Source organism: Bradyrhizobium sp. 613_E4_N2_2 (genome assembly GCF_052075995.1).
In the GTDB taxonomy this organism is placed as follows: domain Bacteria; phylum Pseudomonadota; class Alphaproteobacteria; order Rhizobiales; family Xanthobacteraceae; genus Bradyrhizobium; species Bradyrhizobium barranii.
The window spans coordinates 1,320,780-1,347,428 of record NZ_CP197234.1; the positions used below are offsets into that span (position 1 = coordinate 1,320,780).

The window sequence follows — 26,649 nt, forward strand, 5'->3', positions numbered from 1 at the left end:
ATGAGCAAGGCAAATGGCGCGAGCCTGATCGACCTTCAAATCATGTGGCACCGGCTGATCGCCGTGGTCGAGGAGCAGGCGCAGGTGCTGCTCCGCACCGCCTTCAGCCCGATCGTGCGCGAATGCGGCGACCTTTCCGCCGGCGTGTTCGACCTCCGGGGACGGATGCTGGCGCAGGCGGTGACCGGCACGCCCGGCCATGTCAACTCGATGGCGGAATCGGTCAAGCACTTCATTGCGCATTTCCCGATCGAGACGATGAAGGAAGGCGACGCCTACATCACCAACGATCCCTGGATGGGCACAGGTCATCTCAACGACTTCGTCGTCACCACGCCCTGCTTCAAGGACGGCAAGCCGGTCGCGCTGTTCTCCTGCACCAGCCACCTCATGGACATCGGCGGCATCGGGTTTGGCCCTGACGCCACCGACGTGTTCATGGAGGGGCTCTACATCCCCATGCTCAAACTGATCGACCAGGGCGTCGTCAACGAGACGCTGATGGCGATGATCCGCACCAACACGCGGCTGCCGATCGACACCGAGGGTGACACCTATTCGCTGGCCGGCTGCAACGACGTCGGCTGCGAACGCCTGGTCGAGATGATGACCGAGTTCGAGATCGACACGCTCGATGAGCTCGGCGACTACATCTGCGACCGCTCGCGCGAGGCCGTGCTGGCCGAGATCGCAAAACTGCCGAAGGGCAGCTGGCGCAACACCATGGTCGTCGACGGCTACGATGCGCCGGTGACGCTCGCGGCGACGCTGACGATCTCCGAGACGGGCATCCATGTCGATTTCGACGGCACCTCGGCCGCCTCGAAGTTCGGCATCAATGTGCCGCTGTCCTACACCACGGCCTACACCGTGTTCGGCCTCGGCTGCGTCGTCGCCTCGCAGATCCCGAACAATGCCGGCTCGCTCTCGCCGCTGACGGTGTCGGCTCCCCCTGGTGCAATCCTCAACGCGCCGAAGCCGGCGCCGGTCGCTTCGCGTCACATCGTCGGGCAGATGCTGCCCGATGTCGTGTTCGGTTGCCTGCGCCAGATCATTCCGGAGCGCGTACCGGCGGAAGGCACCTCCTGCCTGTGGAATCTCAACGTGCGCGGCCAGACCCGCTCGGGTGCCGGCGGCAATTACGGGTTCTCGATGGCGGTAACTTCGAATGGCGGTACCGGCGCGCGCTTTGCGAAGGACGGGCTGTCCGCGACCGCCTATCCCAGCGGCGTGCGCGGCACGCCGGTCGAGATCGCTGAGACGCAAACGCCGCTGATCTTCTGGCGCAAGGAGCTTCGCCCGGATTCCGGCGGCGCCGGGCGCACCCGCGGCGGTCTCGGCCAGATCATCGAGGTCGGCAGCGGCATCGATGCGCCCTTCGACATCCTCGCTGCATTCGACCGCATCGACCATCCGCCGCGCGGTCGCGACGGCGGCAAGAACGGCGAGGCCGGCTATGTCGGATTGAAGTCCGGCCAGAAGATGCGTGGCAAGGGCTTTCAGACCATTCCACCGGATGACCGGCTGGTGGTGATGACGCCGGGCGGCGCCGGTATCGGTGACCCCAAGGAGCGCGATCGTGCAGCGATCAAGGATGACGTTGAGAGCGGTCTCGTGTCGGCTGACAACGCTGTTGCCGTTTATGGGTAGCTAACGCTCCGGCAACGACTGCGGCGATTACCCGCCGCAGTCGTTCGGCGCCGGCTTCCCGGCAAAGCGGTCGGTCATCCAGTTCACAGCGGCCATCGTGCTCGCCTGTGCGGCGCGGCCGTGTCCGATGTTGGGAAGGGTGACCATTTTCACGGGGCTGCCCGCCTTGCACAGCCGGCTCATATAGGCGCGCGTCACCGCGGGCCGGATGATCTGGTCGACAGTCCCTTGAGCGAGGAACACTGGCATGCCGGCGGCCAACGTGCCGGCGCTGTTCTTCTCCAGCAGCGAGCGCCAGGGCTCGCGCTTGGTCGGATCCGGCACGGTCAGAAAATATTCCTGGAGCGGCCGCTCGGTCCGCTGCCGGATGAAGATATCGAAGGGACCTTCGATGCATTCGCGTGCCAGCCGGTCGATCACCGGCAGCGCGCGCGGATCGAGGACGCCGTCGAGCGCGGCGCCGTAGACGCGATGCCACGACCATAGCGTCATCGCCGTGATGTTCTTGCCACCGACGGAGTTGATGTCGTCGCTCATCAGCGTGGCGAGATCCGTCGCGGGCGCCGCAGCGGCAACGCCGAGCAGATGGAGATCGGGCGCATAGGTCGGCGCCAGCTGCCCGGCAAACAGCACAGCCTGTCCGCCCTGCGAGTGTCCCCACAAGGTAAAATCCTTAGTCCCGCCGGCGCCCGGCAGATCGCGCGCGACGCGCACGATGTCGAGCACGGCGCGGCCCTCGCTCTCGCCGACGAGATAAGGATGCGGACCCGGCGTGCCGAGCCCGGGATAGTCGGTTGCCGCGACGATGTAGCCACGCGCCACCATCGAGCGCAGTCCCTGGATCTGCTGGAACAGGAAGATCGCGAGCGACGGCGCGCAGCGCGGCACAATGCCTGACGTCGGATGCGCCCAGGCGACGATCGAGCGGCCGCCCGGTGGCGGCGGTCCTTGCGGCACGATGACGACGCCCGAGACGAGAATGGGTTCACCCTTCAATCCGGTCGATCGGTAGAGCACGCGGTAGCTCGAGGCGCCGAGCGGCGCGCCATCCATCGGCTCCTGTCGCACCAGGCTGCCGGGCGGGCCATCAGCGAGCGATGCCGGCGCGTCGTAAAATGCCGATTGCGCGTGGGCAGTCACGATGCCGGCGGCGAACATGACGAGTACGGCCATCAGAGCGCGGGCGGCGACAAGCATTTGCGATCCGCTCCAGCGCACGATCACATCCCGTACAGGATTTTCAGCTCGCCGCTCGCGCGCAGCGCGAGTGTGATCCCGTCGGCAAGCAGCAAGGCCTTGTCGAACTGCACCGAGGAGAGCTTGCCTTCCATACGGAAGCCGTCCTTGAGCGGACGCGTCAGCCGCTGGTTCGCCGCCATCAGCAGGTTCTGGTAGGAGACGCCATAGTCAATGTTCACGGCCTGCTTCAATTGCGCGACGATCGACTGCAAGCCAGGGTTTGCCTCTCCGTCCTGCGCGGCGAGATCGAGATCGGCGAGCGCGACGCTCTTGCTGGTATCGTCCACCTTCAGTGCGCCGGAGAGATAGCTCCATTGGCCTGCATTGGGGTCGCTGTCCGACGTCTTCGCAAGACGCAGGCCGATCACAAGCTTGCCCGCCGACGGATAGACCTGAACCTCGCGCAACGCGCTGTCTTGCGCCGGCAGCGCGGCGATCGCCTGGCTGATCTTGTCCTTGATCGCGTCATAGCCGAGCCGGACCGGAAGGATGACGTCGAACGTTCCCGGCGCGGTCACGTCGTTGCCAAGCGGCGGCAGCGATGTCGGGGTGACGCTCGCACCCTGCTGCCCAATCGACGTCACGGCGCTGCCGGAGAGTTCGAGCGAGCCGGACAACACCTTGTCGTTGGCCCGCACGCCGGCAAATGCGGCAGCTTGCGGCGTCACTTGCAGCCAGACCGGCGGCTCGTCGGTGAGCTTCATCGGCTCGAACGCATGCGTCCAGGCAGCGGCCGCCTTGTCCCGCAGATTGAGTTTCCTTGCCGCGGCCAGCGCACGTGATCGCACGCGCGCGAGCTGCGTACGGATGCGCGGCTCGACGTAGGGCGCAAGATCGAACTCGCGGCCGAGCACGTGCAAATAAGGTGCTTCGCTCCAGTGGAAGGAGTCGCTGAAATTCAGGTCGAGCGACCAGTCCTTGCGCAGCGCGGGCCGTGCCTCGGCCTCGATCGTCGCGCGCGCTTCGGTCTGGCCGCGGATGCGCGCGGTGAAGCGGTTGGCGCCCTGGCCTTCGGCCGCGCCGTAGATCGAGACTGCACCATAGACGCGGTCGCCGCGGCCATAGAGCGAGACGCCGCTGGTGCGATTGGCGAAGCCAAACACGTCGCAATTGGCGTTGACACGGAACATCAGTACGCGGCGGTGCACGCAGTTGACGCGCTCGTCGATGGTGGCAAGCCGCTTGGGGATATCCTGCTCGATCGCCTTGGCGAGCGCCGGCAGACCGAACTCGATGGTTGCGGACACCCGCGAGGTCGTGGCGAGCGGCGCCGGCGGATCGGGAGCGAGCGGCGGCTTGTCGGCGGCGTGCGCGGCTTGCGCGAGTGCGGTGAGGGCGAGCGCAACAAGCCCGGCACGTTTCGTCGAACGAACAATTCGCAAGGAAACGGGCATTCTTTTTATTCCAGCTTGGCCCTGCTTCGCGCCCAGGCCGCCGGCAGCGGTGCCGTTCGGTCTTCAGAGCAAAATCGCGGAAGGAGAGGGCGGTCAGTTGATCAACTATTGCTTGTATTCAATGGTCGCGTATCGCGGCACTTGTATGGCGCGGCGTCGCGCTTTGAGCAAGGCTTTGTATATCGCTCCGTTATGATGGCCGTTCTTGAATTGCTCAAAAGAGATTGACGCCGCCCCCGTCCAAATGATCACGCGATGAAGCTTCTCCGTGGGCGCTGCGATTTTTGAGTCCGAGATCTGCGGCCAAGACGAAACGGTCAGCGCAGCTGACGTTTCAAATTCGTGCTGCGCGTTAAATTCGCGCCGCTCGCGCATTCCATCTTTGCGCCCTCCCTCATCCGGCGTACTCTGTGAGAGCGAGCAGGAGTGCAACAGCAACCAGCCCAGGAAACGTAGCTCCTTTTGGCGATGTCCGCCGAGAGAGATCGAGAGCTGTTGGCAGCTCATATGCGATGGAGAAGAACCGACACTTAGCGAGCTGCAAACATCCCTCGCAGCGTCTGCGAGACGCGAGTTCAACAAAACACAAAAGCGGGAGGAACGGATGAAGAAGCGTTGGTGTAATTCTGGTCTACCTCTTGTTGTCGGCGCGACACTTGCGGCGTCGGCGGCGTTGGCCCAATCCGTGGATACTGCCCGGATCGAGAACGCCGGTCAGAACGATTGGCTCACCTATCATGGTTCATACAAATCCCATCACTACAGCCCGCTCGCGCAGATCAATGCGAGCAACATCGGCAATCTGGGCGTAGCCTGGACGCACATTCCCGGACGATCGACGCGCGGCCTGCAGTCAATGCCGCTCGTGGCCGACGGCGTGCTCTATTATTCGGGTTCGTACAGCCGGGTCTTTGCGCTGAACGGCGCGACCGGCGAGGTCATCTGGTCGTTCTTTCCGGAACTCGATGAGGCGCTCATCAGCCGACAGACCCACTCGCCCTACAACCGCGGTGTAGCCCTTGGTGAAGGCAAGGTCTTCGTCGGTACGATGGATGGTCGTCTGTTCGGGCTCGATGCGAAGTCGGGAAAGGTGCTCTGGGAAACCAGGCTGATCGACTCGCAGAAGCTCACGGTCGGCTTCACTGGCGCGCCGCTTTACGCGAAGGGAAGCGTCATCATCGGCTCGCAGGGGGGTGAATGGCCGGGCCGTGGCCCGATCTTCGCTGTCGATGCCACCACCGGCAAGAAGAAGTGGGAGTTCCTGACGGTCGCGGGCACCGACGAGGCCATGAAGACCTGGGGCAACGATTCCTGGCGCACGGGCGGTGGCGGCGGCTGGATGCCGGGCACCTACGACTCCGAGACCAACTCCGTCCTGTGGGGCACCGCGAACCCGGCGCCGCTCTACGATTGGTCGGGCGCTGATTACAAGACGCAAGGTGCGCGTCCCGGCGACAATCTCTATACGAGTTCGGTCATCGCTCTCGATATCGATACCGGAAAGCTGAAATCCTACCATCAGGAACTGCCTCACGACGCCTGGGACTTCGACAGCGCCGTCGGCGAGTTCGTGATGCTTGAGCGCGATGGCCAGAAATACGTGGTTCATCCGAACAAGGGCGGCTTCGTCTTCGTCTACGACCGTAATCTTGGCGTGAAGAACGTCTGGCGGCTGGTTGAGAACATCAACTTCGTCAAGGATATCGATCCCAAGACCGGCGCGCTGATCGGCCGTCGCGATTTCCCTGTCGGGAAAGTCACTGAAGTACCGCTGTGTCCCTTCATTGGCGGCGGCATCAGCTGGAATGCCGGCTCGTACAACCCGAAGACCGGTCTTTATTACAAGATCGGCCAGGAATGGTGCATGACGCTGGATATTCAGAAGACGACGCCGGTCACCGCGCCCCAGGTCCAGCTCAACATCGGCGCCGACTTCAAGATGGTGCCGCCTCCGAGCGGCGAGATCTACGGACATCTCGACGCGCGCGACCCGATAACGGGCGCGAAAAAATGGGAGGTTCGCTTTCCCGAGCCGCCGCTTGGGAGCGTTTTGTCGACCGGGGGTAATCTTGTGTTCGTACCCGACTCCCGTGGCATCCTTCACGCCTACGATGCCGAAACCGGGGCCGAGTTGTGGAAGCACAACAACGGCACCGGCCACCAGGGCGGTATCGTCAGCTACTCCGTCGGCGGCAAGCAATATATCGCCGTGGCGGCCGGCTTCGGCGGCATGCTGGCGGACGAATATGCGCCAAACTTCGGCGGCGTCTACAAGAGCATGCCGCGTGACGACGGCGCCCTCGTCGTCTTCAGCTTGAAATAGTCTGTCTCAAACGATCTGCCGAGGAGCGGGTGCAAACCCGCTCCTCGGTCGATTGCAGCGGCCGGGCGTGATTCAGGAATGGAGCGGACGTGTTGAAACTGCATTTGAAGTCGCTTCCGGCGGTGCTGGGCGCTTCGTTGCTGTGCGTTGTGGTGGCTCGAGCTCAATCTGCCACGCCGGCGCCGGACAACGGGTCACTGGACGTCGAGCAGTTGTTCGCAGGCACCTGCGGCTTTTGCCACTCCGACGGCGGCCGGGCTGCTGGCAGGGGACCGCAACTGATGAATTCGCAACGAGACGACGAATTTCTGCACAACCGTATCAAGATCGGCAAGCAAGGTGCGATGCCGGCATTCGGCGAGAGCTTCAGTGACGCGCAGATCGACCAGATCGTCAAATATATCCGCGCCTTGAAGCCGCGCGAGGGCTGACCCGCCGGGACCTGATCCATCCAGATGAGACGCGGCATGAAGGCAATTGTCCTGATTATCGTCGGTGCCGCCATCGGGCTGTCCGGACCGGCGCAGGCGCGAACCCTGGAGGCGATCCGCGCGAGTGGCGCGCTCGGACTATGCGCGCATCCCAACTCGCTTCCTTTCGCGCGCAAGGGCGGCGATCCGCCCGGCTTTCAGGTCGAGTTGGGACAGGTGCTGGCACGCGAGCTCGGTGTCTCGCTGCGGCTCGACTGGATCATCACGCAGTATCAAATGCGCAGCGCCAATTGTGACGTTCTCCTGGATGTCATCGCCGATCGCGAAGCGCAAGGCGAGACCCGCTTGAGGATCTCGAAACCGTACTATCGCACGGGCGTCGCGCTCGCGGTGCCGTCATCCAGCTCCCTCACATCGTTCAAGAGCCTTAGCGAGCATACCAAGGTGGGCGTGCAGGTCGGCTCTGTCGCCGCCATGATCATCGGTCAACGGCACGTGCCCATATCGATCTTCGGCTTCGAGACCGACAGCCTCGACGCCGTATCAAACAAGGAGATCGATGCGGCTGCGGTCACGCCCACCGCGGCGGGCTATTTCAATCTGACGCATCCCGACAAGGCACTCCGGATCCTGGATCGCGACGAGGGCGTGGCCGACCTCAACTGGAATGTCGCCGTCGGCATGGTCCGCCCGGATGATGCGTTGCGCGAGGCGATCGACGGAGCGCTGGAACGGCTGCGCAACGACGGCACGATCGATCGGATCTACGGTCGCTATGGGATCGTGCTGCAAGCGCCGAGGTAGCCGATTGCCGAAAGAACGACGCCGTCCCGGTTTGGCCAGGACGACGTCGCTTTGCGAAGATATCGCTTTGGCCTTAAGCCGCCGCCTTCTTCCGCGCCTGCTCGGCCTTGTACAGCTCGAACTCTTCGGCGATCGCCTTCGCGACCGACGGCCGCTGGCGCAGGCGGTCGTGATACGCCTTCACGTTCGGCCATTTGGCGAGCTCGACCGGCGGGGTCGCCATGGTCCAGTTGATGACCGTGACGAGATAGGCGTCGGCCACGCTGAAATGGTCGAGCAGGAAGTCGCGCCCCTTCAGGTAGTTGTCGAGATAGTCGAGCCGCGACAGGTTCTTCTCCAGCGCATAGGCCTTGGTTTCCTGCGGCGCCTTGCGGTCGAGCAGGGGGATGAACAGGCCCTTGTGCAGCTCGGTGCCGATGAAGCAGAGCCATTGATGCAGCCGGGTGCGATCGATGCCCTGGGCCGCACCGAGGCCGGATTGCGGGAACCGATCCGCGACATATTGCAGGATCGCGGCGTTCTCGGTCAGCACCACGCCCTCGTCGGTGCGCAGCGTCGGCACGAGCCCGATCGGGTTGATTGTGCGGAAGTCGGTGCCGTCGTTCAGCACTGTCTTGGTCGGCGGATCGACTTCGAGATAATTCGCTTCGGCGCCGGCTTCATACAGCGCGACGCGGGTCGCCATCGAACAGGCGAGCGGCGAGAAATAAAGATCCATCTTGGGCCTCCTTGGGCAATTCCTCTTTGGGTGTCGCTCAACCTGGCCAGATTGATTTTTGTACCATCTTGTATAATATCGCAGCGGTCAAGGATTAATTTGCGAAATGGTACAAAAATCGAAGCCGCCAGCTGCTGCCAATGAACCGAAGCGGCGTGGCCGTCCGCGCGCCTACGAGCCCGACGTCGCGCTCGGCAAGGCGCTCGACCTGTTCCGCCGGCAGGGTTTTGCGGCGACATCGCTGGACGATCTCAGCGAAGCGACCGGCATGAACCGGCCGAGCCTCTACGGCGCCTTCGGCGACAAGCGCGAGCTCTACATCAAGAGCTACCAGCGCTACCGCGAGGACGCGCGCGCCTCGATGGTGGAGATCTTTCGCCAGGAGATGCCGGTGCGCCAGCGGCTCGAGCGCATCTTCGCGTCCGCGCTGAACATCTATCTCTCCGGCGAGACCGGTCCGCGCGGCTGCTTCACGGTGGTGACCGCGGCGTCCGAAGCCGTCGGCGATCCCGAGATCCGTGCCATGGTGCTGGATGGGCTGACCGAGCTCGACAAGGCCTTTGCTAGTTGCTTCCGCCGCGCCAAGGAGAAGGGCGAACTGCCGGAGAGCGCCGACCCGGTCGTGCTGGCGCAACTCGCCTCCGCAACCGTGCATTCGATCGCCATCCGCTCCCGCGCCCGCGTGTCGCGCAAGGAGCTCGAGGCGATCGTGAAGGGCGCGATTGACGTGATGGTGGGGGCCAAAAGTTAGGCCGTCGCCCCGGGGCGCGCGTAGCGCGAGCCCGGGACCCGTAACCCCAGGGAGGCGTTTGGCGACGACTGGTCGTTCGGTACTGCGACCATCCGCAACGATAAATCACGCGGTATGGGTCCCCGCGTACGCGGGGACGACAGCGAGGGTGGGGCGCATGCGTGCCTCTCTCAGCCTGCCGAAGCGTCTAATATCCCCGTGCCCGGTCCACCACGTTCTCCAGCGCACCGCCGGCCTCGAACTTTGCGATTTGCTCGGCGACATAGGCCGAGATTGCATCCGCGTCGGTGTCGGCCGCGTTGTGCGGGGTCAGCAGCACCTTGGGGTGGGTCCAGAACCGGCTGTCCGCAGGCTGCGGCTCCTGCACGAAAACGTCGAGCGAGGCCGCGCCAAGCGTGCCGTCGTCGAGGCAGGCCAGGATGTCGGCCTCGTTCTGCAAGCCGCCGCGACCCGCATTGATCAGCACGGGCGCGCCGAGCGGGCTGCTGCGGTTGAGCTTGGTGAAGACGTCGCGGTTGAGGATGCCGTGCGTATCAGGCGTCAGCGGCAACAGGCAGACCAGGATGTCGGTCTTGCGCAGGAATGCATCGATCTGCGCGGCGCCATGGAAGCATTCGACGCCCTCGATCGTGCGCGGGCTGCGGCTCCAGCCGGCAACGCGGAAGCCGAGCCGGCGCAGCACGTCGGCGGCATCGGCACCCAGCGTGCCAAGCCCCATCACGCCGACGGTGACGGCGCTCGCCGGCCACTGATATTGCGGCTCCCAGCGTTTTGCGCGCTGCGAGTCCCGCAAGTACAGCTCCTGGCGGTGGTGCATCAGCACGTGCAGCACGACATATTCGGTCATGCGATTGGTGAGATCAGGCACGGCGACGCGCACCAGCGGCACGTCGGGCAGGCTCTTGTCGGCCATCAGCGCGTCGACGCCGGCGCCCAGATTGAAGATCGCACGCAGATTGGGGAAAGAGCTGAGGTCGCCCGGCACCGGCTTCCACACCGCGGCATAGTGCACCTCGGCCGGATCGAGCCCGGCGTCGGGCAGCAGCACCACGCGGCGGCCGCCGCAGACCGCGTCGAACCGGGCCTTCCAGCGCTCCGGCAGCCAGTTCTGCTGCGTGCTGTTGATCAGGACGGCCAGTGTGCCCATGCTCATTCGAAGTGCCTCGTCGGTTCCGTTTTGAAAACCCTCCTTGGCACGATCCGATGGATTTTTCTCGCAAATTTTTTCCGCAGCCCTGTCGGGGCGGGGCATATTGGATCGTCTTAAAAACAAGCGTTCAGGAAGGTGCTGCCCATGCTTTATGCGATCCTCTGCTATCACGACGAGGACTTCGTCGGCTCCTGGAGCAAGGACCAGGACGAGGCCGTGATGAAGAAGCTCGCCGTGGTGCAGGACAAGCTCACACAGCAGGGCCGGCTCGGTCCGGTGGCGCGGCTGTTGCCGACCACGGCGGCGGCGACGCTGCGCAAGGAAGACCCGCCGCTGGTGCTCGACGGCCCCTATGCGGAGACCAAGGAGCAATTGCTCGGCTTCTACATCGTCGATTGCAAGAACCTCGACGAGGCCCTCGACGTCGCGCGCGACCTCGGCGCGGCCAATCCCGGCGGCGCCTATGAGGTGCGCCCCGTCGGCGTATTCCGGCCCGGAGGAATTTCGACGTGAGCGAGGCCGACACCGCCTGGATCGAGACCGCGCTGACCTCGGCGCGACCCCAGGCGGTCGGCGCGCTGCTGCGCTATTTCCGCGATCTCGACACCGCCGAAGAGGCCTTCCAGAACGCCTGCCTGCGCGCGCTCAAGACCTGGCCGCAGAACGGGCCGCCGCGCGATCCCGCGGCCTGGCTGATCATGGTCGGCCGCAACGTCGCCATCGACGAGGTCCGTCGCGCCCGCAAACAGCAGCCGCTGCCCGAGGACGACCAGGCCATCTCCGATCTCGACGACGCCGAGGGCGCGCTCGCCGAGCGGCTCGACGGTTCGCACTACCGCGACGACATCCTGCGTTTGATGTTCATCTGCTGCCATCCGCAGCTGCCGGCGACGCAGCAGATCGCGCTGGCGCTGCGCATCGTCTCCGGTCTCACCGTGAAACAGATCGCGCGCGCCTTCCTGGTCTCGGAAGCGGCGATGGAGCAGCGCATCACCCGTGCCAAGGCGAAGGTCGCCGAGGCCGGGGCGCCGTTCGAAACGCCTGGCGCGGTCGAACGCTCCGAGCGGCTCGCCGGCGTTGCCGCAATGATCTACCTGATCTTCAACGAAGGCTATTCGGCCAGCGGCGACACGGCGGAGATCCGAAAGCCGCTGTGCGAGGAAGCGATCCGGCTGGCGCGGTTGCTGCTGCGGCTGTTCCAGAGCGAGCCGGAGATCATGGGGCTCGCGGCGCTGCTGCTGTTGCAGCATGCGCGCAGCGCCGCGCGCTTTGCCGCGGACGGCGCGGTGATCCTGCTCGACGACCAGGATCGTACGCTGTGGAACGGCAACATGATCGCGGAAGGCCTGGCGCTGATCGACAAGGCGATGCGCCATCGCCGCAGCGGCCCCTATCAGGTCCAGGCCGCGATCGCCGCGCTGCATGCGCGCGCGTCGACGCCCGAGGAAACCGACTGGACGCAGATCGACCTGCTCTACGGCGCGCTCGAACTGATGCAGCCTTCGCCGGTGGTGACGCTCAACCGGGCGGTTGCGGTCTCCAAGGTGCGCGGGCCGCAAGCGGCGCTCGAGCTGATCGAGCCGCTGGCGCCGAAACTCGCCAACTACTTTCATTTCCACGGCGTGCGTGGTGCCTTCCTGATGCAGCTCGGCCGTAACGACGAAGCCCGCATCGCCTTCGACCACGCCATCGCACTCGCCAATACTTCGGCGGAAGCCGCCCATATCCGCATGCATATTGATCGCCTGATCCGGGACAGCCAGCCGAAGGGCGCCAATGGCGGCGCCAGGCAGGGCGCAAAGGCAAAGTGACGGCCAAAAATTTCGTCCCGCCAATTGTCGGCTCCCGCCGTTCCCCTTCGTCTTAATTCCATATCCAGGGAGCCCACTCATGCTGAAAGCCATTGCCATCATCGCCGTCGTGCTCGTCGTCGGCATAGCCGCGGTCCTCGTCTTCGCCTTGACAAAACCCGACACGTTCCGCGTCGAGCGCTCGCTCGCCGTGAAGGCGCCGGCCGATGCGATTTATCCGCACGTTGCCGATTTCCATTTCTGGATGAGCTGGTCGCCCTATGAGGATCGCGACCCCGGCATGAAGCGGACCTTCGGCAGAACCGCGTCAGGCAAGGGCGCGACCTATGCCTGGGACGGCAACAATAATGTCGGCGCCGGGCATATGGAGATCCTCGAGGCAAGCACGCCGTCGAAGCTTCGGATCAAGCTCGATTTCGAGCGCCCGTTCGAAGGCCACAACACCGCCGAGTTCACCTTTGTGCCGCAAGGCGATGCCACACTGGTCACATGGGCGATGTACGGTCCGGCGCCGTTCATGTCCAAGGTGATGCAGGTGTTCATCAATATGGACAACATGATCGGCAAGGACTTCGAGGCCGGCCTCGCCAGCCTGAAGAAGCTCACCGAGAAGTAGCAAGGCTTGCTGCCCCAAGGAGCAGCCAAGGAACCGACAAGAAAACGAAGAGGAGAGAAACGATGATCAATGCCTATCTGTTCTATCAGGACACCTGCGAAGCGGCGTTCAACTTCTATGCCAAGGTTCTGGGCGGCAAGATCGACGCCATGATGCGCTCATCGGAAGCGCCGCCGGACATGCCCGCCGCGCCCGGCCGCGAGAAGATGATCATGCATGCGCGGATGTCGCTGCCCGACGGCAGCGTGCTGATGGCCTCCGACGCGCCACCCGAGCATTTTCAGAAAGCCCAGGGCTTTTCGGTCTCGCTCACGGTCACGGACCCCGCGGATGGCGAACGCAAGTTCAACGCGCTCGCCGACGGCGGCACCGTCACCATGCCCTTCAGCAAGACGTTCTGGGCCAAGGGCTTTGGCATGTGCGTCGACAAGTTCGGCATTCCCTGGATGGTGAACTGCCCGGCCGAGGGCATGTGACGGGCGCGTCGGCCTGACACGCCAAGCCGCGATCCCACTCCCGTTGTTACGGGAGTGGGTCACTGTCACTCATGCCGTCGTCATGTCACACGGCTGATCGCCGCGTGCTCGCTCACCGGAGCGATCCGGTCGCGTCATCGCTTGGCGGCGGCGATTCAACGCAGCGAGGGCAGATCACGAGTTTCGTGCCAAGCTGCCTGTCGTTCTCCGCCTCGATTTCGTCATGGACCACCCACCACGCCTCGGAGAACGGGCGCAACGTGCCGAGCACTCTTTCCCGCTCCTGATTGGGATTGTCCTGCGCAGGCGCCGGGTTCGCGGCGCGCCGCTTTGTGACAGAGGAGCGGTGAGGGGCCTGGTTCGGATCCCGGCCGAGGCCGTCCCATGCGATCGGTCGGCGCTCCTGCGCCGACGCCGCCGCGCATCCGAGGAGCGCTGCGCAAAAAGTGAGCAAGACGAAGCCGTGACGCAGCATGCCGGACCCTTGGTGCGGTACGCGACACGCAAACTCCGCATGCGGAGCCTTGCATCGCGCCGGTTAAATGGAACCTAAGGGAAACGACGTGGCCGCCATGGCCCAATATGGAATCGTGCTCTCGCATCACATTGCGAGAGCAGTGAGGCCGCTTCGTGAAATCATGCGGATCGCATCGCACAACAACTGGCGAAATATTAGGCTGTAAACTCCACGACAGAATCGCTAATAATTTCTTCATAAATTCTACAAACTGGGGTGGGCGTAACTTGGGAAGGGAGCGACCGATGGCAGCGGCGCTACAAATCAATTTTGCACTTTGGGGTATGCTCATCTGCGCGACCTTGGAATTGGCGCAGACCATCCAGAGGCTTTACTAGGCCCGACGAAATGCGTGACCGGCGCAATTTCGCCGTCGCGCTTGCCTGCTAGCTCACCAGCAACGCGATGAGCGTGAAGCTGACGCTCGCGATCACGATCATCGAGAGGATGTAGTTGCGCGGCCGCGCCGTTCGCGCACGCGGCGGTCTCCGCCGCTGGAGTGGCTCGCTCGCCTGCCATGCGAGCTCCGACGGCGCGAGCGCAGCCTCTGCGCCCGAGCCGATATATTTCACATAGAGCTCGAGCAGCCGCAGCTCGGACGGCAGGTCCATCAGGCCCTCGCGGTGGCGCCGCGACAGCAATTCGAATTCGACGGTTTCCTGGGAGCTCAACTGGCCAAGGACAATGCGTCCCTGGTCCGACAGGCGGTAGTGAAAATCGATGGGCTGCACGGCCTGCGACCGGTTTGAAAATGAGTAATCTTGAAAAAGCGGAACCATCCTAGTCTGTGACCATTGCTGCGATTATGACGGCCCTGCAGCCATCGTGACCCGAGCGGCCTCAATCTGGACGGGACCATCATAGACGGTCGGGAAAGGCCGCAAACCGGGTAAATTGGGCAGGCATTGCCAAGCGGTTGAGCGGATTCGTGTCCGGATCGTCGGAATTTTGCAAAACTGCCTAATCGCCGGACAGCGGCGGATGCAACCCGGTCGCATCGCTGGCGGCCGCCTGTTGCTCAGCGGCAGCGCGGATAAATCGCCGCAAGGTCGCGGCCCTTCAGCAAAAGCAATCTGGACGAGAGGCCACCGTGCCGGCTGATCCAGTCGCGCACCGGGCCGGGATAGGCCTGCAGCACCGCGTCGGAGGCTTCGGGCTCGGCATAAAAGCGCCCGCGCCGGTCGACCGAACGCGCCGCGTGGAAGCCGAGTACCGCGCGCTTGGTGACGCAGATGCGCTCGCCCGGCACGATGCTGAGCACCAGCGTGCAGGCGGACAGGCACGGACCGTCGATCACCACGCGCTCGCCGCTCTCGCGCACCTGCTCGAACAGGTCGAGGAACGGCCCGACCTCTCCGCCCGGCGACTGGATGATGCGGATTTCGGCCATGGCGGGGGTGGTGGTAAAGAGCGCAGATGCGAGCATCCAGGCACCCACAAAGAACATGCGTCGCATGGAGCACTCCACTAACTCGATCCCGTAGGGTGGGCAAAGCGTAGCGCGCCCACCAATGGCATCGCAAATCTGGAGGGAAGGTGGGCGCGGCGCTTGCGCGCCTTTGCCCACCCTACGACGTTCACCCGTTCCGCCGTTCGCCGCGCAGCGTCGGCAGGCCGATGCCAGCCGCATCGAAGCCGCCATCGACGGCCAAAATTTGGCCGGTGATGTAGCTCGATCGTTCCGAGCACAGGAAATAGATCGCTTCGGCGAGTTCCTCCTCCAGGCCGTAGCGGTTGAGCGGAATGGCGTCGTGATAGTCGGCGCGGATCTCCCTGCTGTGCACCTGCTTCGCCATCGCGGTGTCGACCGGCCCCGGCGCGACTGCGTTGACGCGGATGTTGAGCGAGGCGAGCTCGACCGCGAGCTGCTTGGTCAGGTGCGCAAGGCCCGCCTTGCTGGTGCCATAGGCCGAACGCAGGGTCGAGGCGCGCACCGCCGAGATCGAGGTGACGTTGACGATGGCGCCGCCGCCTTGCTCGCGCATCAGCGGCGCGGCCGCCTTGGTGCACAGGAACGGGCCGGTGAGATTGACCGCCATGATCCTGTTCCAGTCGGCGTCGCTGGTCTCCAGCACTGGCGCGAACACGGCGACGCCGGCGTTGTTGACGAGAGCATCGAGCCGACCGAAGCGGCTCATGACCGCCACCATTGCAGCTCCTACGGCGGCTGCATCGGACACGTCGCAGGTGATTGCCAGCGTGTTATCGGGATTCTTCAGGGCCGCCGTCGCGCCTGCCTGCAGCTCCCCCTCGATATCGAGCAGCGCGACGCGCCACCCTTCGGCCAGGAATTTCTTGGCCGTCGCCAGCCCGATACCTCGCGCGGCTCCGGTGACGAGGGCGACGTTTTGTGGGGCCTGCGGCATTTGCTAATCTGTCCTGTGTTCGAAAGGGGCGCGCACGAGCGCCGGCTCCTTTTACTTCGCTTTCGTCCCGGCAAGAAGGGCTCCAGGCCATGCTCATCGATCCCAGCACGATCCCGCTCGAGGAATGGCGGCCAGGTGTGAAGACCCGCATGGTCACATCCGCGCGCAACGGCGCGACCGCGCTCTGCATCTTCGAGCAATGGGTCGATCCCGGCGCCGGCGCGCCGACGCACAGCCACACGGTCGAGGAGGTGCTCACCGTGCGGGCGGGCGAGGCGGAGATGTGGGTCGAAGCCCGGCGTATCACGATGACGGCCGGACAGGTGCTGCTGGTTCCCGCCGGCCGCAAGCACGGTTTTCGCAATTCGGGAGCGACCATGCTGCATGTGCATGCGGTGTTGGCCTCGCCGGTCTTCGAGATGCTGCCGGAAGGGGCGAGTGAAGCGACGCGACGCTGGGAGCGGTAGGGTAAGGGCGTCGGTCTCTCTCACCGTCACCCCAGGGTGGCCGCTTCTTCAGCGGCCCTCGAAGGATGACGGGGATCGTGATAAAGCGAGAGCTTACGCCAGCTCCGCCGATGCGCGCTGCATGTTCGACGACATGTCGGAGGTCACGATGCTCTGCTCCTCGACCGCGGCCGCGGTGGAGGCGATGAACTCGTTGACGCCGGCGATCGCGGCCTTGATCGCGGTGAGCGAGCTCGCAACGTCGCCCGAGATGGTGTTCAGCGCGTCGATTTCGGAGGTAATCGTGTCGGTGGCCTGCTTGGCCTGGCTGGCGAGGTTCTTCACCTCGGAGGCGACGACGGCAAAGCCGCGGCCCGCTTCGCCCGCCCGCGCCGATTCGATCGTGGCGTTGAGCGCAAGCAGGTTGATCTGACTGGTGATGCCCGAAATCATCTCGACGATGCCGCTCATGGCCTGGGCCGCTGCAGTCAACTTCTGAGCCTGACCGTCCGCGGACTCGACCCTGGTGGTCGCGACCTTGGAGGTCTCGCGCGATTTCGCCATGGTCGCGGAGATCTCGCGGATCGAGGCGCTCATCTGCTCGCTGCCGGCCGCGACCGCCTCGATCAGCCCGCGCGCATTGTCGGCCTTCTTGCGGCCGATCGCCTGCGCGGTGATGTCGGTGGCGTATTTCACCACCTTGTAAGGTTTTCCGTTGAGGTCCAGAATCGGATTGTAGGACGCCTGGATCCAGATCTCGCGGCCGCCCTTGGCGATCCGCCTGTATTCGGCGGCCTGGTATTCGCCGCGGTTGAGCATCTCCCAGAAATGGCGGTAGGCCGCCGAATTCCTCTCGCTCGGCTCGACGAACATGGAATGGTGCTGGCCCTTGATCTCGGCCAGCGAATAGCCCACCGCCTTGAGAAAATTCTCGTTGGCGGTGCGGATCGTGCCGTCCATGTTGAACTCGATCACCGCCTGCGACTTCTGGATCGCAGCGAGCTGGCCGTCATTGTCGGCGGCCTTCATCTTCTGCGCGGTGATGTCGGTTGCGAACTTCACCACCTTGAACGGCTTGCCGGTCTCGTCGAGGATCGGGTTGTAGGTCGCGAGTATCCAGATCTCCTTAGCCCCCTTGCCGAGCCGCTTGTACTCGGCCGCCTCGAACTCGCCGCGGTTCAGCCTGGCCCAGAACGCGGCATAGGCCGAACTCGCGCGGTCCTCGGGCGTCACGAACATGCTGTGATGCTTGCCCCTGATCTCGTCGAGCGAATAGCCCATCGCGCCCAGGAAGTTCTCGTTGGCGGTGACGATGGTGCCGTCCATGTTGAACTCGATCACGGCCTGCGCGCGGTTGATCGCGGCGATCTTGCCGGAGTCTTCCATGGTCTTGATCTTGTACGCCGTGATGTCGGTGGCGAACTTGATGAAGCTGACCACCTTGCCGTTCTTGTCCAGCAACGGGGCGTAGGAGGCATGAACCCAGACTTCCTTGCCGTTCTTGCCGAAGCGCTTGTATTGCGTGGTCTGGAATTCGCCGCGGTTCAGGCTGGCCCAGAAGTCGCGGTAGCGGGCGCTCTCGCGTTCGGCCGGGCTGACGAAGATGCTGTGATGCTTGCCCTTGATCTCGGCGAGCGAATAGCCGCTCATCTTCAGAAGGTTCTCGTTGGCATCGAGGATGGTGCCATCGAGATCGAATTCGATGACGGCCTGCGAGCGATCGAGGGCGTCGACTTCCGCGAGCGCGTGCTGGATCCTGGCCTTGCTGTTGAAATTGAACACTTGAAGATCCCCGGAATGGTTCAACTATGCGTCGGCCCAGCTGCAATTGGCCTTCCCGAAAAAGTTGCATGCACGCGTTGATCAACTGTAAACCCTTGCAGCAAGTTGCGCGGTCTCCGTAGTTCCGCGTGCGCCGGCCATGTTGTTCTGCTTTCGAAGATTCTTGTCCTATATGCACGGCGGTGGACATAGTCGGTCCGTAATCGTACGGACCCGCCTCGCGATATTTTCGCATCGTCTCTGTTGAAATTCGGCAAGCGATGTCGGGGCACGCGTTCGTGCATCGTCTTCAAGAGGATCTTCTCTGCGGAGACCATCAATGCCTGACGACCGCGAGCGCCTGATTCGAGACCTCTTCGCAGCCTATCTCGGCAACGACCGGCAACGGGTCGCCGACGCATTGGCCGACGATTTCCGCTTCACCAGTCCGTTCGACGACGACCTCGACAAGGCGGCCTATTTCGAGCGCTGCTGGAAGGACACCGGCTGGATCGCGCGGCACGACATCGAGCGGGTTTTCGTCCGGGGCGACGAGGCCTTCGTCACCTATCTCTGTCTGGCGAAAGATGGCAGGAGCTTTCGCAACACGGAGTTCTTCACCTTTTCGGGTGGCAAGGTCCGCCGCATCGACGTCTATTTCGGCGCTGCCCGAAAGGATGGGCGTTTCCTGCCACAGCCGCGCTAGCGGTCGGCGCAATGACCTCCGGAATAATTTTCATCACCCTGTCGGTTCCGTAAAGGTTGGTTCGTCTTAGAGGTAAGGGTGGGCGGCCCGGGCCGCCGCTCCCGTCCTTCCGGGGGTGGCGCCGCGCCGCGCAAACCCGAAACGACAAAGCAAACAAGGACTGCTCATGCGATTCATGATGCTGATGATTCCGCTCGGCTACGAGACCGCGCCGCCGGACGTGCAACTCGATCCCGAACGCGTCGCCGCGATGATGCGCTACAACGAGGCGCTGAAGGATGCCGGCGTGCTGATTACGCTCGACGGCCTGCACCCGCCGTCGATGGGCGCGCGCGTCTCGTTCGCGACCGGCGAGCCCATCGTGACCGACGGCCCCTTCGCCGAAGCCAAGGAAGTCCTTGGCGGCTACTGGATGATCGAGGTTGCCTCGCGCGAGGAGGCGATCGCCTGGGCGAAGAAGTGCCCGGCCTCCGCCAATGAAGTCATCGAGATCCGGCAGGTACAGGAGATGGCCGACTTTCCGCCGGAGGTGCAGGCAGCCGCCGCCGGTTTCGACGATCTGAAGACGTAGCCGAGACGGCCGCGGATCAACTCGCGGCTCGTCAATCCATCATCCATCAACAAAGGAGAGAACCAATGAGCACCGATACCTATCTCGCCGTTTTCCTCGGCAGCAAGACCAGCCCGCAATGGGCCGCATGGAACGCGATGTCCGAGACCGCGCGGAAGGCGAAGGAGCAGGAGGGCATGGCGGCCTGGAAAGGCTGGGTCGAGAAGCATCAAGGCGCGATCCAGGCCATGGGCGGCCCTCTCGGCAAGACCAAGAAGGTCGACGGCAAGGGCGTCGCCGACATCGCCAACGAGATGGGCGCCTTCACCGTGGTTCGCGCCGCGTCCCATGAGGCCGCAGCCAAGATGTTCGAGAACCACCCGCACTTCGCGATCTTCCCCGGCGAACGCGTCGAGATCATGCCGGTGCTGCCGATTCCCGGCGGCTAGGCCGTGTCATTCCGGGGGCGCGCACACGCGAGCCCGGAAATCTCGAGATTCCGGGTTCGGCTCGTCGAGCAGCCCCGGGTCGAGCCGCCCCCGGAATGACGAGTTGGCCGGTTAATCAAATCCGGCCTGCGCTAGTGACTTCACGCCCGGCTCATGTAAAAGCTGTTCACATGAGCTGGCGTAAGGACCAGGGCCGCACCGAGCGCGGCTATCACCACGGCAATCTGAAGGAAGCCCTGTTGCAGGCTGCCCTCGGGCTGATCGCCGAGAAGGGCGCGGCCGGCTTCACCTTTGCCGATGCCGCGCGCATGGCTGGCGTCAGCGCAGCGGCGCCCTACCGGCATTTCCGCGACCGCGAGGAGTTGCTGTCCTCGATCGCGCAGCGCGGCTTCGAGCAGTTCGAGCAGCGCCTGACCGCGGCCTGGGACGACGGGCGCCCGGATACGGTCTCGGCGTTCGAGCGCGTCGGCAAGGCCTATCTCGCCTTTGCCCGCGAAGAGCCTGCCTTCTACAACGCGATGTTCGAATCAGGCGTGCCGGTCGATTCAAATCCGGCCCTGCAGGCTGCCAGTGAACGCGCCTTCAACATCATTCGCGCCGCCGCCGAACGGCTTGCGGCGTTGGCGCCGCCCGGCACGCCGCGGCCACCGGCCATGATGATGGCGCTGCACATCTGGTCGATGGCGCATGGCGTGGCCTCGCTGTTCTCACGCGGCGACGCCGCGCGGCGAAAACTGCCGATGTCGCCGGATGACCTGCTCGAAGCCGAGGTGCTGATCTATCTCCGCGGCCTCGGCTTCCCGACCGACCGCCGTCCGCCGGCGAGAAGCACCGAGCCGCCGCCGGTGCCACCGGAGGCATCCTCCGGTTCTGGCCTGCCGCCCGGCGGCCCCTGGGGCAAGCCGAAATAAAATTGCGCAAATAATTCGGCGACCCTGTCAGGCGGCCGGCTTGACAAAATCGCGGGATGGTCTAGCTATGTAAATGTTATTTACATTCACAACGGCGCTGGTGCCGTGATGGAGATGGAAATGGCCTACACCGCTGATGTCAATCGATGGCGCGGTTCCTCTGACGAACGCTATGAGCGCCCCCACATGCTCGATACGCCCTGGCATCCCGGCTGGATCGCCGTGACCATCCTCGGCTTCATCATCTGGTGGCCGATCGGACTTGCCCTTCTCTTTTTCACACTCGGGAGCAGAAAAATGGGTTGCTGGAGCCATCAGGATCGCTGGCAGAACAAGATGGAGCGGATGCAGTACAAGATGGACCGCATGCGCGGCCGCATGGAGCGCCGTGGTTTCGGCTTCGGCTTCGGCCCGCCCTCGAGCGGCAACCGTGCCTTCGACGAATACCGCACCGAGACGTTGCAGCGGCTTGAGGAAGAGCAGGTCGAGTTCAGGAACTTCCTCGACCGTCTGCGTCACGCCAAGGACAAGGAAGAGTTCGACCAGTTCATGGCGCAGCACAAGACGCGTCCGACCCCGCCGCCGACCGACCAGCCGCAGGGCTGATCTAAAACGGCTGATCCGAGGTCTGCCTCTCAAAGCCTTCAGGCGCATGCCCCCAAAGTCCTGATGGCCCCGAGCCGCCCGCCTGCGCAACCCGCAGGCGGGCGGTTTGGTTTTTGGGGACCCGAACCAACCGCCGACGATCCGACACCAAGACTTGCGCGTGCCACCTCAATCCGCCGCGCTGCTGGACGACGCGCATCATGGACCTCTACACCCGCCTGCTGCTTGCCGTGACCGCCCTGGCGGTGCTGGGCTACATTGGCTTGGTCTATGGCAGCTGCGCGTCTGATCCCGATTGCCATTTTCGCCTCTGCGCCGGTGGGCGTGCGTTCTGCGGCGTTGATCACGTACATGTGCAGGACCGGTAGAACCCGATCCGCACCACGCCCGACCAAGCCCCGACGGCGCATCTCCCGCGGCGCCAACGGGCCCGACCATGACCAACGCCGAACGCAAAGAGATCAGCCAGCGCATCGCGCTCCTTGAGCGCGCCTCGGCGCTGTTCGACCGGTTCGGAAACATCGTGCCGGTGGCGATCGCGTTCCTCAATGGATGGCCGACGGAAGTCCAGCTCTATCCGCAGTGGCAGCTCGGCGAATCCTGGCGGTTCTTTCTCAGCCTTTATCTCTATTGGTTCGCCTCGTTCGCACTCAGCCGCGCGGTCTCGTTTGCGAAGGGGAGTATCGCCCCATGATCCTGCTCCGCGATTTCGCGCTCTTCGTCCTGCCGATCCTGATCGCGGCGGGCGGCTGGCTCTACACGCTCAGCCTGCGCAAGCGGGCCCGGACCGATCTTGAGGGCGAAAGCAAGCGCGTCCCGACGGCGTGACTGGCGCCCCGACCCGGACCGCCTATATTCGCCTTCACAAGAGTGGGCGGACCGGAGGCGACAATGGCGGAAGCTGCGATCACGGCGAGCGACGGCCTCTGGCAACAGGTCCGCAGCGAGGCGCAGCGCGCGGCTGATGCCGACCCCGTGTTCGGTACGGCCCTTGCGCGTACCATTCTCGCTCATGATGATTTTGCCGCCGCCTTAGCCGATTTGATCGGGCAGCGGCTCGGCAGTGGCACCACCGGGCGCACGCGCTTCACGTCCTATTCCCGCGACGCCTTTCAAGGCGAGCCAGACCTGATCGAAACCGCCAACCGAGATCTGCAGGCCATCGCATTGCGCGATCCCGCCATCACCGACCTGCTGCCGCCGCTGCTGCATTACAAGGGCTACGTTGCGCTGCAAGCCTGGCGCGTCTCGAACTGGCTCTGGCGTCATGACCATCGCGACGCGGCGCTGCTGTTTCAGAACGAGGCGTCCAACCTGCTGCAGATCAGCATTCATCCGGCCGCATCCATTGGATTGTCCGTCTATCTCGACCACGCCACCGGCATCGTGATTGGTGCGAATGTGGTGATCGGCGACGAGGTCACCATCCTCCAGAGCGTCAGCATCGGCCGTCGCGGTGAATTGCCGACGCGTTCGCCGCGCATCGGCCGCGGCGTCTACATCGGTGGCGGCGCGACCATTCTCGGTGACATCAATATCGGTGATTTCGCAAAGATCGGTGCCGGCGCTGTTGTGACCGGTGACGTGCCCGCTGGCTGCACCGCGATCGGCAATCCCGCGCGATTGACCAATTGCCCCGAACCTGCCTCGGCGGCTTGACCCCATCAACCTTCGGAGAGTTGCAATGAAGACGGCAATCGTGATCGGCGTTGGTCCGGACCGCGGGCTCGGAGCCCGGCTTTGCAAGCGCCTTGCGGCCGATGGGCTCAAGGTGATCGTCGCGGGCCGGACGCTGTCTGCCTTGCAGGCCGTTGTCGACGACATCACGAAGGCGGGCGGCGCAGCCGTACCCTTCGTTGCTGATGCGACCAGGGAGGGGGACATCGTCGCGCTGTTCGATGCCGCCGGCGACAACCTCGACCTCGCCATCTACAACGCCGGCAACAACACGCCCGGCAAGATCATCGAGATGGAGGCCGACTATTTCGAGAATGCCTGGCGCGTGGTCTGCTTCGGCGGCTTCCTGTTCGGCCGCGAGGCGGTGCGGCGGATGGTGCCGAAGAAGACCGGCACGCTGCTGTTCACCGGCGCCAGTGCCTCGCTGCGCGGACGCTCCGGCTACGGCGCCTTCAACTCGTCCAAGGCCGGCCTGCGCACGCTGGCGCAGGCGATGGCCAAGGAATACGCGAGCGACGGCATCCATGTCGGCCATGTCGTGGTCGATGGCGCGATCGCCGGCGACAAGATCTTTTCACGATTCCCGGATGCGGCCGGCCGCGAGGACAGCCTGATCGACATCGATGGCATCGTCGATGCCTTCGCCTTCCTCTATCGCCAGCCCGAGCGCGCCTGGTCGTTCGAGCTCGATGTGCGGACCTCGAAGGAGAAATGGTGAGGGGCGGTCCTCGACCATTTCTACCGCCGTCATTGCCCGCGAAGGCGGGCAATCCAGTATTCCAGAGACAGCATTGAGATGCGGAGGAGCCGCAGCGTACTGGATACCCCGCTTGACGCCTACGCTAAAGCTTCGGCGCCCCTGGACCGCAGCCCCGGCGAAGCCTTGGCGTAGCCGGGTCGCGGGGGATGACAGTCGTAAGGGTGGCGTAGATCAATACCCGGCGGCCAATCCCGAGTTTCGGCGTGGATCGTTCGCACCGTAGTAACGGTTGTTGCCGACTTGCTCGCCATTCAGTGACGGCGCGCCGACGATGATGACCGCGAGATGGTTGGCCGGCTGCGGCGGCCCGAATTTGTGGCCCATGCCTTCCAGGATCTTGCGCGTGTCCGGTGACAGCGCATAGTCCTCGACATTGGTCATATCAGGCAGCCATTGCTGGTGGATGCGCGGCATGTCGACGGCTTCCTGCGCGTTCATGCCGTAGTCGATCGCATTGATCATGGTCTGCAGGACCGCCGTGATGATGCGGCTGCCGCCGGGCGTGCCCACCACCATGACGGTCTTGCCGTCCTTGGTGACGATGGTCGGGCTCATCGAGGACAGCGGTCGCTTGCCCGGAGCGATGGAATTCGCCTCGCCCTGCACCAGGCCATACAGGTTCGGCACCCCGACCTTGGCCGTGAAGTCGTCCATTTCGTCGTTCAGCAGCACGCCGGTCTTGGCCGCCGTCACCTTGGCGCCGAACCAATCGTTCAGCGTGTACGTCACCGATACCGCGTTGCCGTCCTTGTCCGCGATTGAATAGTGCGTGGTGTTGCTGCCCTCGTGCGGCGCGACGCCCGGCTTGATGTCCTTGGAGATTGCGGCCTTGTTCGGATCGATCACGGCGCGGATCTTGGTCGCGTAATTCTTGTCGAGCAGGCGGTCGAGCGGATTCTTCACGAAATCCGGATCGCCGAGATAGCTGTTGCGGTCCACGTAAGCATGCCGCATGGCCTCGATCTGCACGTGCACGGCCTGCGCGGAATGGTAGCCCAGCTCCTTCAGAGGGTAGCCCTCCAGGATATTCAGGATCTCGCAGATGACGACGCCGCCCGAGCTCGGTGGCGGCGCGGAAATCACGTGATAGCCGCGATAGTCGCATTCGACAGGTGCGAGCTCGCGCGTCTTGTAGCCGTCGAGGTCGTCCTGCGTCAGCAGGCCCTTGCCGGCCTGGCTCGATGCCACGATGGCGCTGCCGACCCACCCCTTATAGAAGCCGTCGGTGCCTTTGCTGCTGATCTCGCGCAGGGTTTTCGCCAGTTCGGATTGCAGCAGTCGATCGCCCACGCCGAACGGCTGGCCGTTGTTGAGGAAGATGGCGCTCGATGCCGGATCGTCCTTGAAATCGTCGGTTGCCGTGCGCAGCAGGTCGATGTCGCCCTGGTCGAGCACAAATCCCTGTTCGGCGAACTGGATCGCGGGAGCGAGCAGGTCGGCGCGCTTCATGGTGCCGTATTTTTCGCGCGCATATTCCATGCCCGAGACGGAGCCTGGCACACCCACAGCCAGATGCCCCTTGGTCGAGATGCCCTTGATGACGTTGCCGTCCTTGTCGAGATACATATTGGCCGTCGCCGCCTTGGGCGCGGTCTCGCGGAAATCGAGGAAGGTCTTGCGGCCGTCGGCGAGCTGGATCGTCATGAAGCCGCCACCACCGAGATTGCCGGCGGCCGGATAGACGACGGCCAAGGCATAGCCGACGGCCACAGCGGCATCGACGGCATTGCCGCCGCGCTTCAGCACGTCGACACCCACTTGGGTCGCCAGATGCTGCGCGGACACCACCATGCCGTTTTGCGCGGCGACCGGCGCGACCGACGCCGCGCGCGCGGCGCCGGATGTGACGAGGCTGACCGATATGATCGCGGCGACGATCCACCGCTGATTTGCTTGTGGTTTCGGCATGGGACGCTCCTCGGGCTGGCCGGTGATGCCGGCACGTTATTGTCAGCGAGCGCAGCCTATCGGCTCGTGCCCGCCGTGAGATGCGAGATGGAGCATGTGGACGTGGTGTAGCTGTGGCGCACGCGACGCTCCCTGCGATTTCGGGCTGGGCAGGGGCGGGGGTTCCAGAAGGGGCGTCCGTTGCGCCCGGTGTCGTAGCGCCACGAGTCCCACTGCGCTCCCCCCTTGCTGGGGAGGGCGGGGGAGAGGGGTCGCCCAGGAAAAGGTGCTCGTTGCGTGTGTTCGATTTCGGTGGGAGCCCCCGTGTGGTACCCCTCTCCCTAGCCTCCCCCGCAAGGGGGGGAGGGAACCGACCTCGCCAGTGGACCCGGCTCCGATCCGTCGCCGCCATGTCCCGCGGCAAAGCGGCCAACCGCCTGCGCTGCCTACCTTTCCGGCAGCCAAATTCGGCCGTGGTAACCGCACGTTAACCATCGGCGGGCTCTGGTAATTGCGGACAGTCGTGCCCGGAGCCGTGCTCAAGGCCCATAGTTTTGACATCTTGGCAGGGAATGCAGACGGCCGGCTTTGGACGAGCCCCTGCACCCCAGAAAGACAAGGCTTTGAGCGGGCTTGCCGGCCGCGCCGGT

Annotated in this window: 30 protein-coding genes; 20 read left to right on the forward strand and 10 right to left on the reverse strand. The window is 64.2% G+C overall.

All coding sequences use genetic code 11. From position 1 onward, the window contains the following. On the forward strand, window positions 1-1,650 hold the full coding sequence (locus AB7290_RS06190) for a hydantoinase B/oxoprolinase family protein (RefSeq protein ID WP_354078622.1): 1,650 nt from the start codon (window positions 1-3) through the stop codon (window positions 1,648-1,650). Between the two features lie 27 nt (window positions 1,651-1,677). Here the strand turns inward: AB7290_RS06190 and AB7290_RS06195 are convergent, their stop codons facing one another. Then, window positions 1,678-2,847, reverse strand: coding sequence for an alpha/beta fold hydrolase (locus AB7290_RS06195; protein WP_245344107.1), 1,170 nt, complete (start codon window positions 2,845-2,847; stop codon window positions 1,678-1,680). Window positions 2,848-2,870: 23 nt separating this feature from the next. After that, a complete protein-coding gene (locus AB7290_RS06200) occupies window positions 2,871-4,283 on the reverse strand; it encodes a DUF4403 family protein (RefSeq protein ID WP_354078624.1) in 1,413 nt (470 codons plus the stop codon). Window positions 4,284-4,887: 604 nt separating this feature from the next. On the opposite strand from AB7290_RS06200, the gene AB7290_RS06205 reads away from it, so the two are divergent. The 3 genes from AB7290_RS06205 (at window position 4,888) to AB7290_RS06215 (ending at window position 7,841) form a co-directional block, all read left to right on the forward strand. Beyond that, window positions 4,888-6,606: a pyrroloquinoline quinone-dependent dehydrogenase gene (locus AB7290_RS06205; RefSeq protein WP_063981075.1), complete on the forward strand. Its 1,719-nt coding sequence runs from the start codon at window positions 4,888-4,890 to the stop codon at window positions 6,604-6,606. An 89-nt stretch (window positions 6,607-6,695) separates the two neighbouring features. Beyond that, complete coding sequence (locus tag AB7290_RS06210; RefSeq protein ID WP_135214749.1) at window positions 6,696-7,037, forward strand: c-type cytochrome; 342 nt, start codon at window positions 6,696-6,698, stop codon at window positions 7,035-7,037. A gap of 36 nt (window positions 7,038-7,073) precedes the next feature. Continuing rightward, window positions 7,074-7,841: a substrate-binding periplasmic protein gene (locus tag AB7290_RS06215; RefSeq protein WP_085401825.1), complete on the forward strand. Its 768-nt coding sequence runs from the start codon at window positions 7,074-7,076 to the stop codon at window positions 7,839-7,841. Window positions 7,842-7,914: 73 nt separating this feature from the next. On the opposite strand, the gene AB7290_RS06220 is transcribed toward AB7290_RS06215, so the two are convergent. Next, the gene (locus AB7290_RS06220; RefSeq protein WP_085401826.1) at window positions 7,915-8,559 is read right to left on the reverse strand and encodes a glutathione binding-like protein; all 645 of its coding nucleotides are present in this window, start codon (window positions 8,557-8,559) and stop codon (window positions 7,915-7,917) included. A 106-nt stretch (window positions 8,560-8,665) separates the two neighbouring features. On the opposite strand from AB7290_RS06220, the gene AB7290_RS06225 reads away from it, so the two are divergent. Further along, window positions 8,666-9,310, forward strand: coding sequence for a TetR/AcrR family transcriptional regulator (locus AB7290_RS06225; RefSeq protein WP_085401827.1), 645 nt, complete (start codon window positions 8,666-8,668; stop codon window positions 9,308-9,310). A gap of 187 nt (window positions 9,311-9,497) precedes the next feature. On the opposite strand, the gene AB7290_RS06230 is transcribed toward AB7290_RS06225, so the two are convergent. Further along, on the reverse strand, window positions 9,498-10,463 hold the full coding sequence (locus AB7290_RS06230) for a 2-hydroxyacid dehydrogenase (RefSeq protein WP_085401828.1): 966 nt from the start codon (window positions 10,461-10,463) through the stop codon (window positions 9,498-9,500). Between the two features lie 141 nt (window positions 10,464-10,604). On the opposite strand from AB7290_RS06230, the gene AB7290_RS06235 reads away from it, so the two are divergent. The 4 genes from AB7290_RS06235 to AB7290_RS06250 all read left to right on the forward strand — a co-directional run bounded on the left by AB7290_RS06235 (window position 10,605) and on the right by AB7290_RS06250 (window position 13,363). Then, window positions 10,605-10,973 (forward strand): YciI family protein, encoded by a 369-nt coding sequence (locus AB7290_RS06235; protein ID WP_063981079.1) that lies wholly within the window; start codon window positions 10,605-10,607, stop codon window positions 10,971-10,973. Further along, window positions 10,970-12,271 carry an RNA polymerase sigma factor gene (locus tag AB7290_RS06240; protein WP_085401829.1) on the forward strand — a complete coding sequence of 434 codons (1,302 nt, stop codon included), beginning with the start codon at window positions 10,970-10,972 and terminating at the stop codon, window positions 12,269-12,271. The genes AB7290_RS06235 and AB7290_RS06240 overlap by 4 nt, the downstream gene beginning before the upstream one ends. A gap of 79 nt (window positions 12,272-12,350) precedes the next feature. Then, on the forward strand, window positions 12,351-12,887 hold the full coding sequence (locus AB7290_RS06245; RefSeq protein WP_085401830.1) for an SRPBCC family protein: 537 nt from the start codon (window positions 12,351-12,353) through the stop codon (window positions 12,885-12,887). 62 nt (window positions 12,888-12,949) lie between these two features. Continuing rightward, window positions 12,950-13,363 carry a VOC family protein gene (locus tag AB7290_RS06250; RefSeq protein ID WP_028161093.1) on the forward strand — a complete coding sequence of 138 codons (414 nt, stop codon included), beginning with the start codon at window positions 12,950-12,952 and terminating at the stop codon, window positions 13,361-13,363. Between the two features lie 112 nt (window positions 13,364-13,475). Here AB7290_RS06250 and AB7290_RS06255 read toward each other — a convergent pair whose 3' ends face one another. From AB7290_RS06255 to AB7290_RS06270, 4 genes are all read right to left on the reverse strand, one after another. Continuing rightward, window positions 13,476-13,838, reverse strand: a complete 363-nt coding sequence (locus tag AB7290_RS06255; protein ID WP_085401831.1) for a hypothetical protein — start codon at window positions 13,836-13,838, stop codon at window positions 13,476-13,478. Window positions 13,839-14,266: 428 nt separating this feature from the next. Next, on the reverse strand, window positions 14,267-14,611 hold the full coding sequence (locus AB7290_RS06260; RefSeq protein WP_063986089.1) for a hypothetical protein: 345 nt from the start codon (window positions 14,609-14,611) through the stop codon (window positions 14,267-14,269). Window positions 14,612-14,898: 287 nt separating this feature from the next. Next, window positions 14,899-15,327 carry a hypothetical protein gene (locus AB7290_RS06265; protein ID WP_425364317.1) on the reverse strand — a complete coding sequence of 143 codons (429 nt, stop codon included), beginning with the start codon at window positions 15,325-15,327 and terminating at the stop codon, window positions 14,899-14,901. A 130-nt stretch (window positions 15,328-15,457) separates the two neighbouring features. Then, on the reverse strand, window positions 15,458-16,246 hold the full coding sequence (locus AB7290_RS06270; RefSeq protein WP_085401833.1) for an SDR family NAD(P)-dependent oxidoreductase: 789 nt from the start codon (window positions 16,244-16,246) through the stop codon (window positions 15,458-15,460). Window positions 16,247-16,335: 89 nt separating this feature from the next. Between AB7290_RS06270 and AB7290_RS06275 the strand changes: the two genes are divergently transcribed. Beyond that, window positions 16,336-16,713 carry a cupin domain-containing protein gene (locus AB7290_RS06275; protein ID WP_085401834.1) on the forward strand — a complete coding sequence of 126 codons (378 nt, stop codon included), beginning with the start codon at window positions 16,336-16,338 and terminating at the stop codon, window positions 16,711-16,713. A gap of 93 nt (window positions 16,714-16,806) precedes the next feature. On the opposite strand, the gene AB7290_RS06280 is transcribed toward AB7290_RS06275, so the two are convergent. Further along, entirely contained in the window at window positions 16,807-18,474 is a 1,668-nt protein-coding gene (locus AB7290_RS06280; protein WP_085401835.1) for a methyl-accepting chemotaxis protein, read from the reverse strand. Between the two features lie 319 nt (window positions 18,475-18,793). Here AB7290_RS06280 and AB7290_RS06285 point away from each other — a divergent pair, with 319 nt between their 5' ends. The 10 genes from AB7290_RS06285 to AB7290_RS06330 all read left to right on the forward strand — a co-directional run bounded on the left by AB7290_RS06285 (window position 18,794) and on the right by AB7290_RS06330 (window position 24,070). Then, complete coding sequence (locus AB7290_RS06285; RefSeq protein WP_085401836.1) at window positions 18,794-19,159, forward strand: nuclear transport factor 2 family protein; 366 nt, start codon at window positions 18,794-18,796, stop codon at window positions 19,157-19,159. A gap of 166 nt (window positions 19,160-19,325) precedes the next feature. Next, complete coding sequence (locus tag AB7290_RS06290) at window positions 19,326-19,730, forward strand: YciI family protein (protein ID WP_028152208.1); 405 nt, start codon at window positions 19,326-19,328, stop codon at window positions 19,728-19,730. Between the two features lie 65 nt (window positions 19,731-19,795). Beyond that, window positions 19,796-20,158 carry a YciI family protein gene (locus tag AB7290_RS06295; protein WP_063981089.1) on the forward strand — a complete coding sequence of 121 codons (363 nt, stop codon included), beginning with the start codon at window positions 19,796-19,798 and terminating at the stop codon, window positions 20,156-20,158. A gap of 170 nt (window positions 20,159-20,328) precedes the next feature. Continuing rightward, window positions 20,329-21,069 carry a TetR/AcrR family transcriptional regulator gene (locus AB7290_RS06300; protein WP_085401837.1) on the forward strand — a complete coding sequence of 247 codons (741 nt, stop codon included), beginning with the start codon at window positions 20,329-20,331 and terminating at the stop codon, window positions 21,067-21,069. 120 nt (window positions 21,070-21,189) lie between these two features. Then, window positions 21,190-21,675 carry a DUF2852 domain-containing protein gene (locus AB7290_RS06305; RefSeq protein WP_028152211.1) on the forward strand — a complete coding sequence of 162 codons (486 nt, stop codon included), beginning with the start codon at window positions 21,190-21,192 and terminating at the stop codon, window positions 21,673-21,675. A 200-nt stretch (window positions 21,676-21,875) separates the two neighbouring features. Further along, window positions 21,876-22,043, forward strand: coding sequence for a hypothetical protein (locus AB7290_RS06310; RefSeq protein ID WP_144030761.1), 168 nt, complete (start codon window positions 21,876-21,878; stop codon window positions 22,041-22,043). Between the two features lie 68 nt (window positions 22,044-22,111). Then, complete coding sequence (locus tag AB7290_RS06315) at window positions 22,112-22,369, forward strand: hypothetical protein (RefSeq protein WP_085401838.1); 258 nt, start codon at window positions 22,112-22,114, stop codon at window positions 22,367-22,369. Next, window positions 22,366-22,503 carry a hypothetical protein gene (locus AB7290_RS06320; RefSeq protein ID WP_201266188.1) on the forward strand — a complete coding sequence of 46 codons (138 nt, stop codon included), beginning with the start codon at window positions 22,366-22,368 and terminating at the stop codon, window positions 22,501-22,503. The genes AB7290_RS06315 and AB7290_RS06320 overlap by 4 nt, the downstream gene beginning before the upstream one ends. Before the next feature lie 63 nt (window positions 22,504-22,566). Then, a complete protein-coding gene (locus tag AB7290_RS06325; RefSeq protein ID WP_085401839.1) occupies window positions 22,567-23,334 on the forward strand; it encodes a serine O-acetyltransferase in 768 nt (255 codons plus the stop codon). A gap of 25 nt (window positions 23,335-23,359) precedes the next feature. After that, window positions 23,360-24,070: an SDR family NAD(P)-dependent oxidoreductase gene (locus tag AB7290_RS06330; protein WP_354078636.1), complete on the forward strand. Its 711-nt coding sequence runs from the start codon at window positions 23,360-23,362 to the stop codon at window positions 24,068-24,070. Window positions 24,071-24,283: 213 nt separating this feature from the next. Here the strand turns inward: AB7290_RS06330 and ggt are convergent, their stop codons facing one another. After that, window positions 24,284-26,020: a gamma-glutamyltransferase gene (ggt, locus tag AB7290_RS06335; protein ID WP_085401841.1), complete on the reverse strand. Its 1,737-nt coding sequence runs from the start codon at window positions 26,018-26,020 to the stop codon at window positions 24,284-24,286. Window positions 26,021-26,649 lie beyond the last annotated feature (629 nt).

Coding starts and splice junctions, on each gene's coding strand:
- AB7290_RS06190 (WP_354078622.1), top strand. CDS start 1: ATGAGCAAGGCAAATGGCGCGAGCCTGATCGACCTTCAAATCATGTGG.
- AB7290_RS06195 (WP_245344107.1), bottom strand. CDS start 2,847: ATGCTTGTCGCCGCCCGCGCTCTGATGGCCGTACTCGTCATGTTCGCC.
- AB7290_RS06200 (WP_354078624.1), bottom strand. CDS start 4,283: ATGCCCGTTTCCTTGCGAATTGTTCGTTCGACGAAACGTGCCGGGCTT.
- AB7290_RS06205 (WP_063981075.1), top strand. CDS start 4,888: ATGAAGAAGCGTTGGTGTAATTCTGGTCTACCTCTTGTTGTCGGCGCG.
- AB7290_RS06215 (WP_085401825.1), top strand. CDS start 7,074: ATGAAGGCAATTGTCCTGATTATCGTCGGTGCCGCCATCGGGCTGTCC.
- AB7290_RS06220 (WP_085401826.1), bottom strand. CDS start 8,559: ATGGATCTTTATTTCTCGCCGCTCGCCTGTTCGATGGCGACCCGCGTC.
- AB7290_RS06225 (WP_085401827.1), top strand. CDS start 8,666: ATGGTACAAAAATCGAAGCCGCCAGCTGCTGCCAATGAACCGAAGCGG.
- AB7290_RS06230 (WP_085401828.1), bottom strand. CDS start 10,463: ATGAGCATGGGCACACTGGCCGTCCTGATCAACAGCACGCAGCAGAAC.
- AB7290_RS06235 (WP_063981079.1), top strand. CDS start 10,605: ATGCTTTATGCGATCCTCTGCTATCACGACGAGGACTTCGTCGGCTCC.
- AB7290_RS06245 (WP_085401830.1), top strand. CDS start 12,351: ATGCTGAAAGCCATTGCCATCATCGCCGTCGTGCTCGTCGTCGGCATA.
- AB7290_RS06250 (WP_028161093.1), top strand. CDS start 12,950: ATGATCAATGCCTATCTGTTCTATCAGGACACCTGCGAAGCGGCGTTC.
- AB7290_RS06255 (WP_085401831.1), bottom strand. CDS start 13,838: ATGCTGCGTCACGGCTTCGTCTTGCTCACTTTTTGCGCAGCGCTCCTC.
- AB7290_RS06265 (WP_425364317.1), bottom strand. CDS start 15,327: ATGTTCTTTGTGGGTGCCTGGATGCTCGCATCTGCGCTCTTTACCACC.
- AB7290_RS06270 (WP_085401833.1), bottom strand. CDS start 16,246: ATGCCGCAGGCCCCACAAAACGTCGCCCTCGTCACCGGAGCCGCGCGA.
- AB7290_RS06275 (WP_085401834.1), top strand. CDS start 16,336: ATGCTCATCGATCCCAGCACGATCCCGCTCGAGGAATGGCGGCCAGGT.
- AB7290_RS06285 (WP_085401836.1), top strand. CDS start 18,794: ATGCCTGACGACCGCGAGCGCCTGATTCGAGACCTCTTCGCAGCCTAT.
- AB7290_RS06290 (WP_028152208.1), top strand. CDS start 19,326: ATGCGATTCATGATGCTGATGATTCCGCTCGGCTACGAGACCGCGCCG.
- AB7290_RS06295 (WP_063981089.1), top strand. CDS start 19,796: ATGAGCACCGATACCTATCTCGCCGTTTTCCTCGGCAGCAAGACCAGC.
- AB7290_RS06300 (WP_085401837.1), top strand. CDS start 20,329: ATGAGCTGGCGTAAGGACCAGGGCCGCACCGAGCGCGGCTATCACCAC.
- AB7290_RS06305 (WP_028152211.1), top strand. CDS start 21,190: ATGGCCTACACCGCTGATGTCAATCGATGGCGCGGTTCCTCTGACGAA.
- AB7290_RS06310 (WP_144030761.1), top strand. CDS start 21,876: ATGGACCTCTACACCCGCCTGCTGCTTGCCGTGACCGCCCTGGCGGTG.
- AB7290_RS06315 (WP_085401838.1), top strand. CDS start 22,112: ATGACCAACGCCGAACGCAAAGAGATCAGCCAGCGCATCGCGCTCCTT.
- AB7290_RS06320 (WP_201266188.1), top strand. CDS start 22,366: ATGATCCTGCTCCGCGATTTCGCGCTCTTCGTCCTGCCGATCCTGATC.
- AB7290_RS06325 (WP_085401839.1), top strand. CDS start 22,567: ATGGCGGAAGCTGCGATCACGGCGAGCGACGGCCTCTGGCAACAGGTC.
- AB7290_RS06330 (WP_354078636.1), top strand. CDS start 23,360: ATGAAGACGGCAATCGTGATCGGCGTTGGTCCGGACCGCGGGCTCGGA.
- ggt (WP_085401841.1), bottom strand. CDS start 26,020: ATGCCGAAACCACAAGCAAATCAGCGGTGGATCGTCGCCGCGATCATA.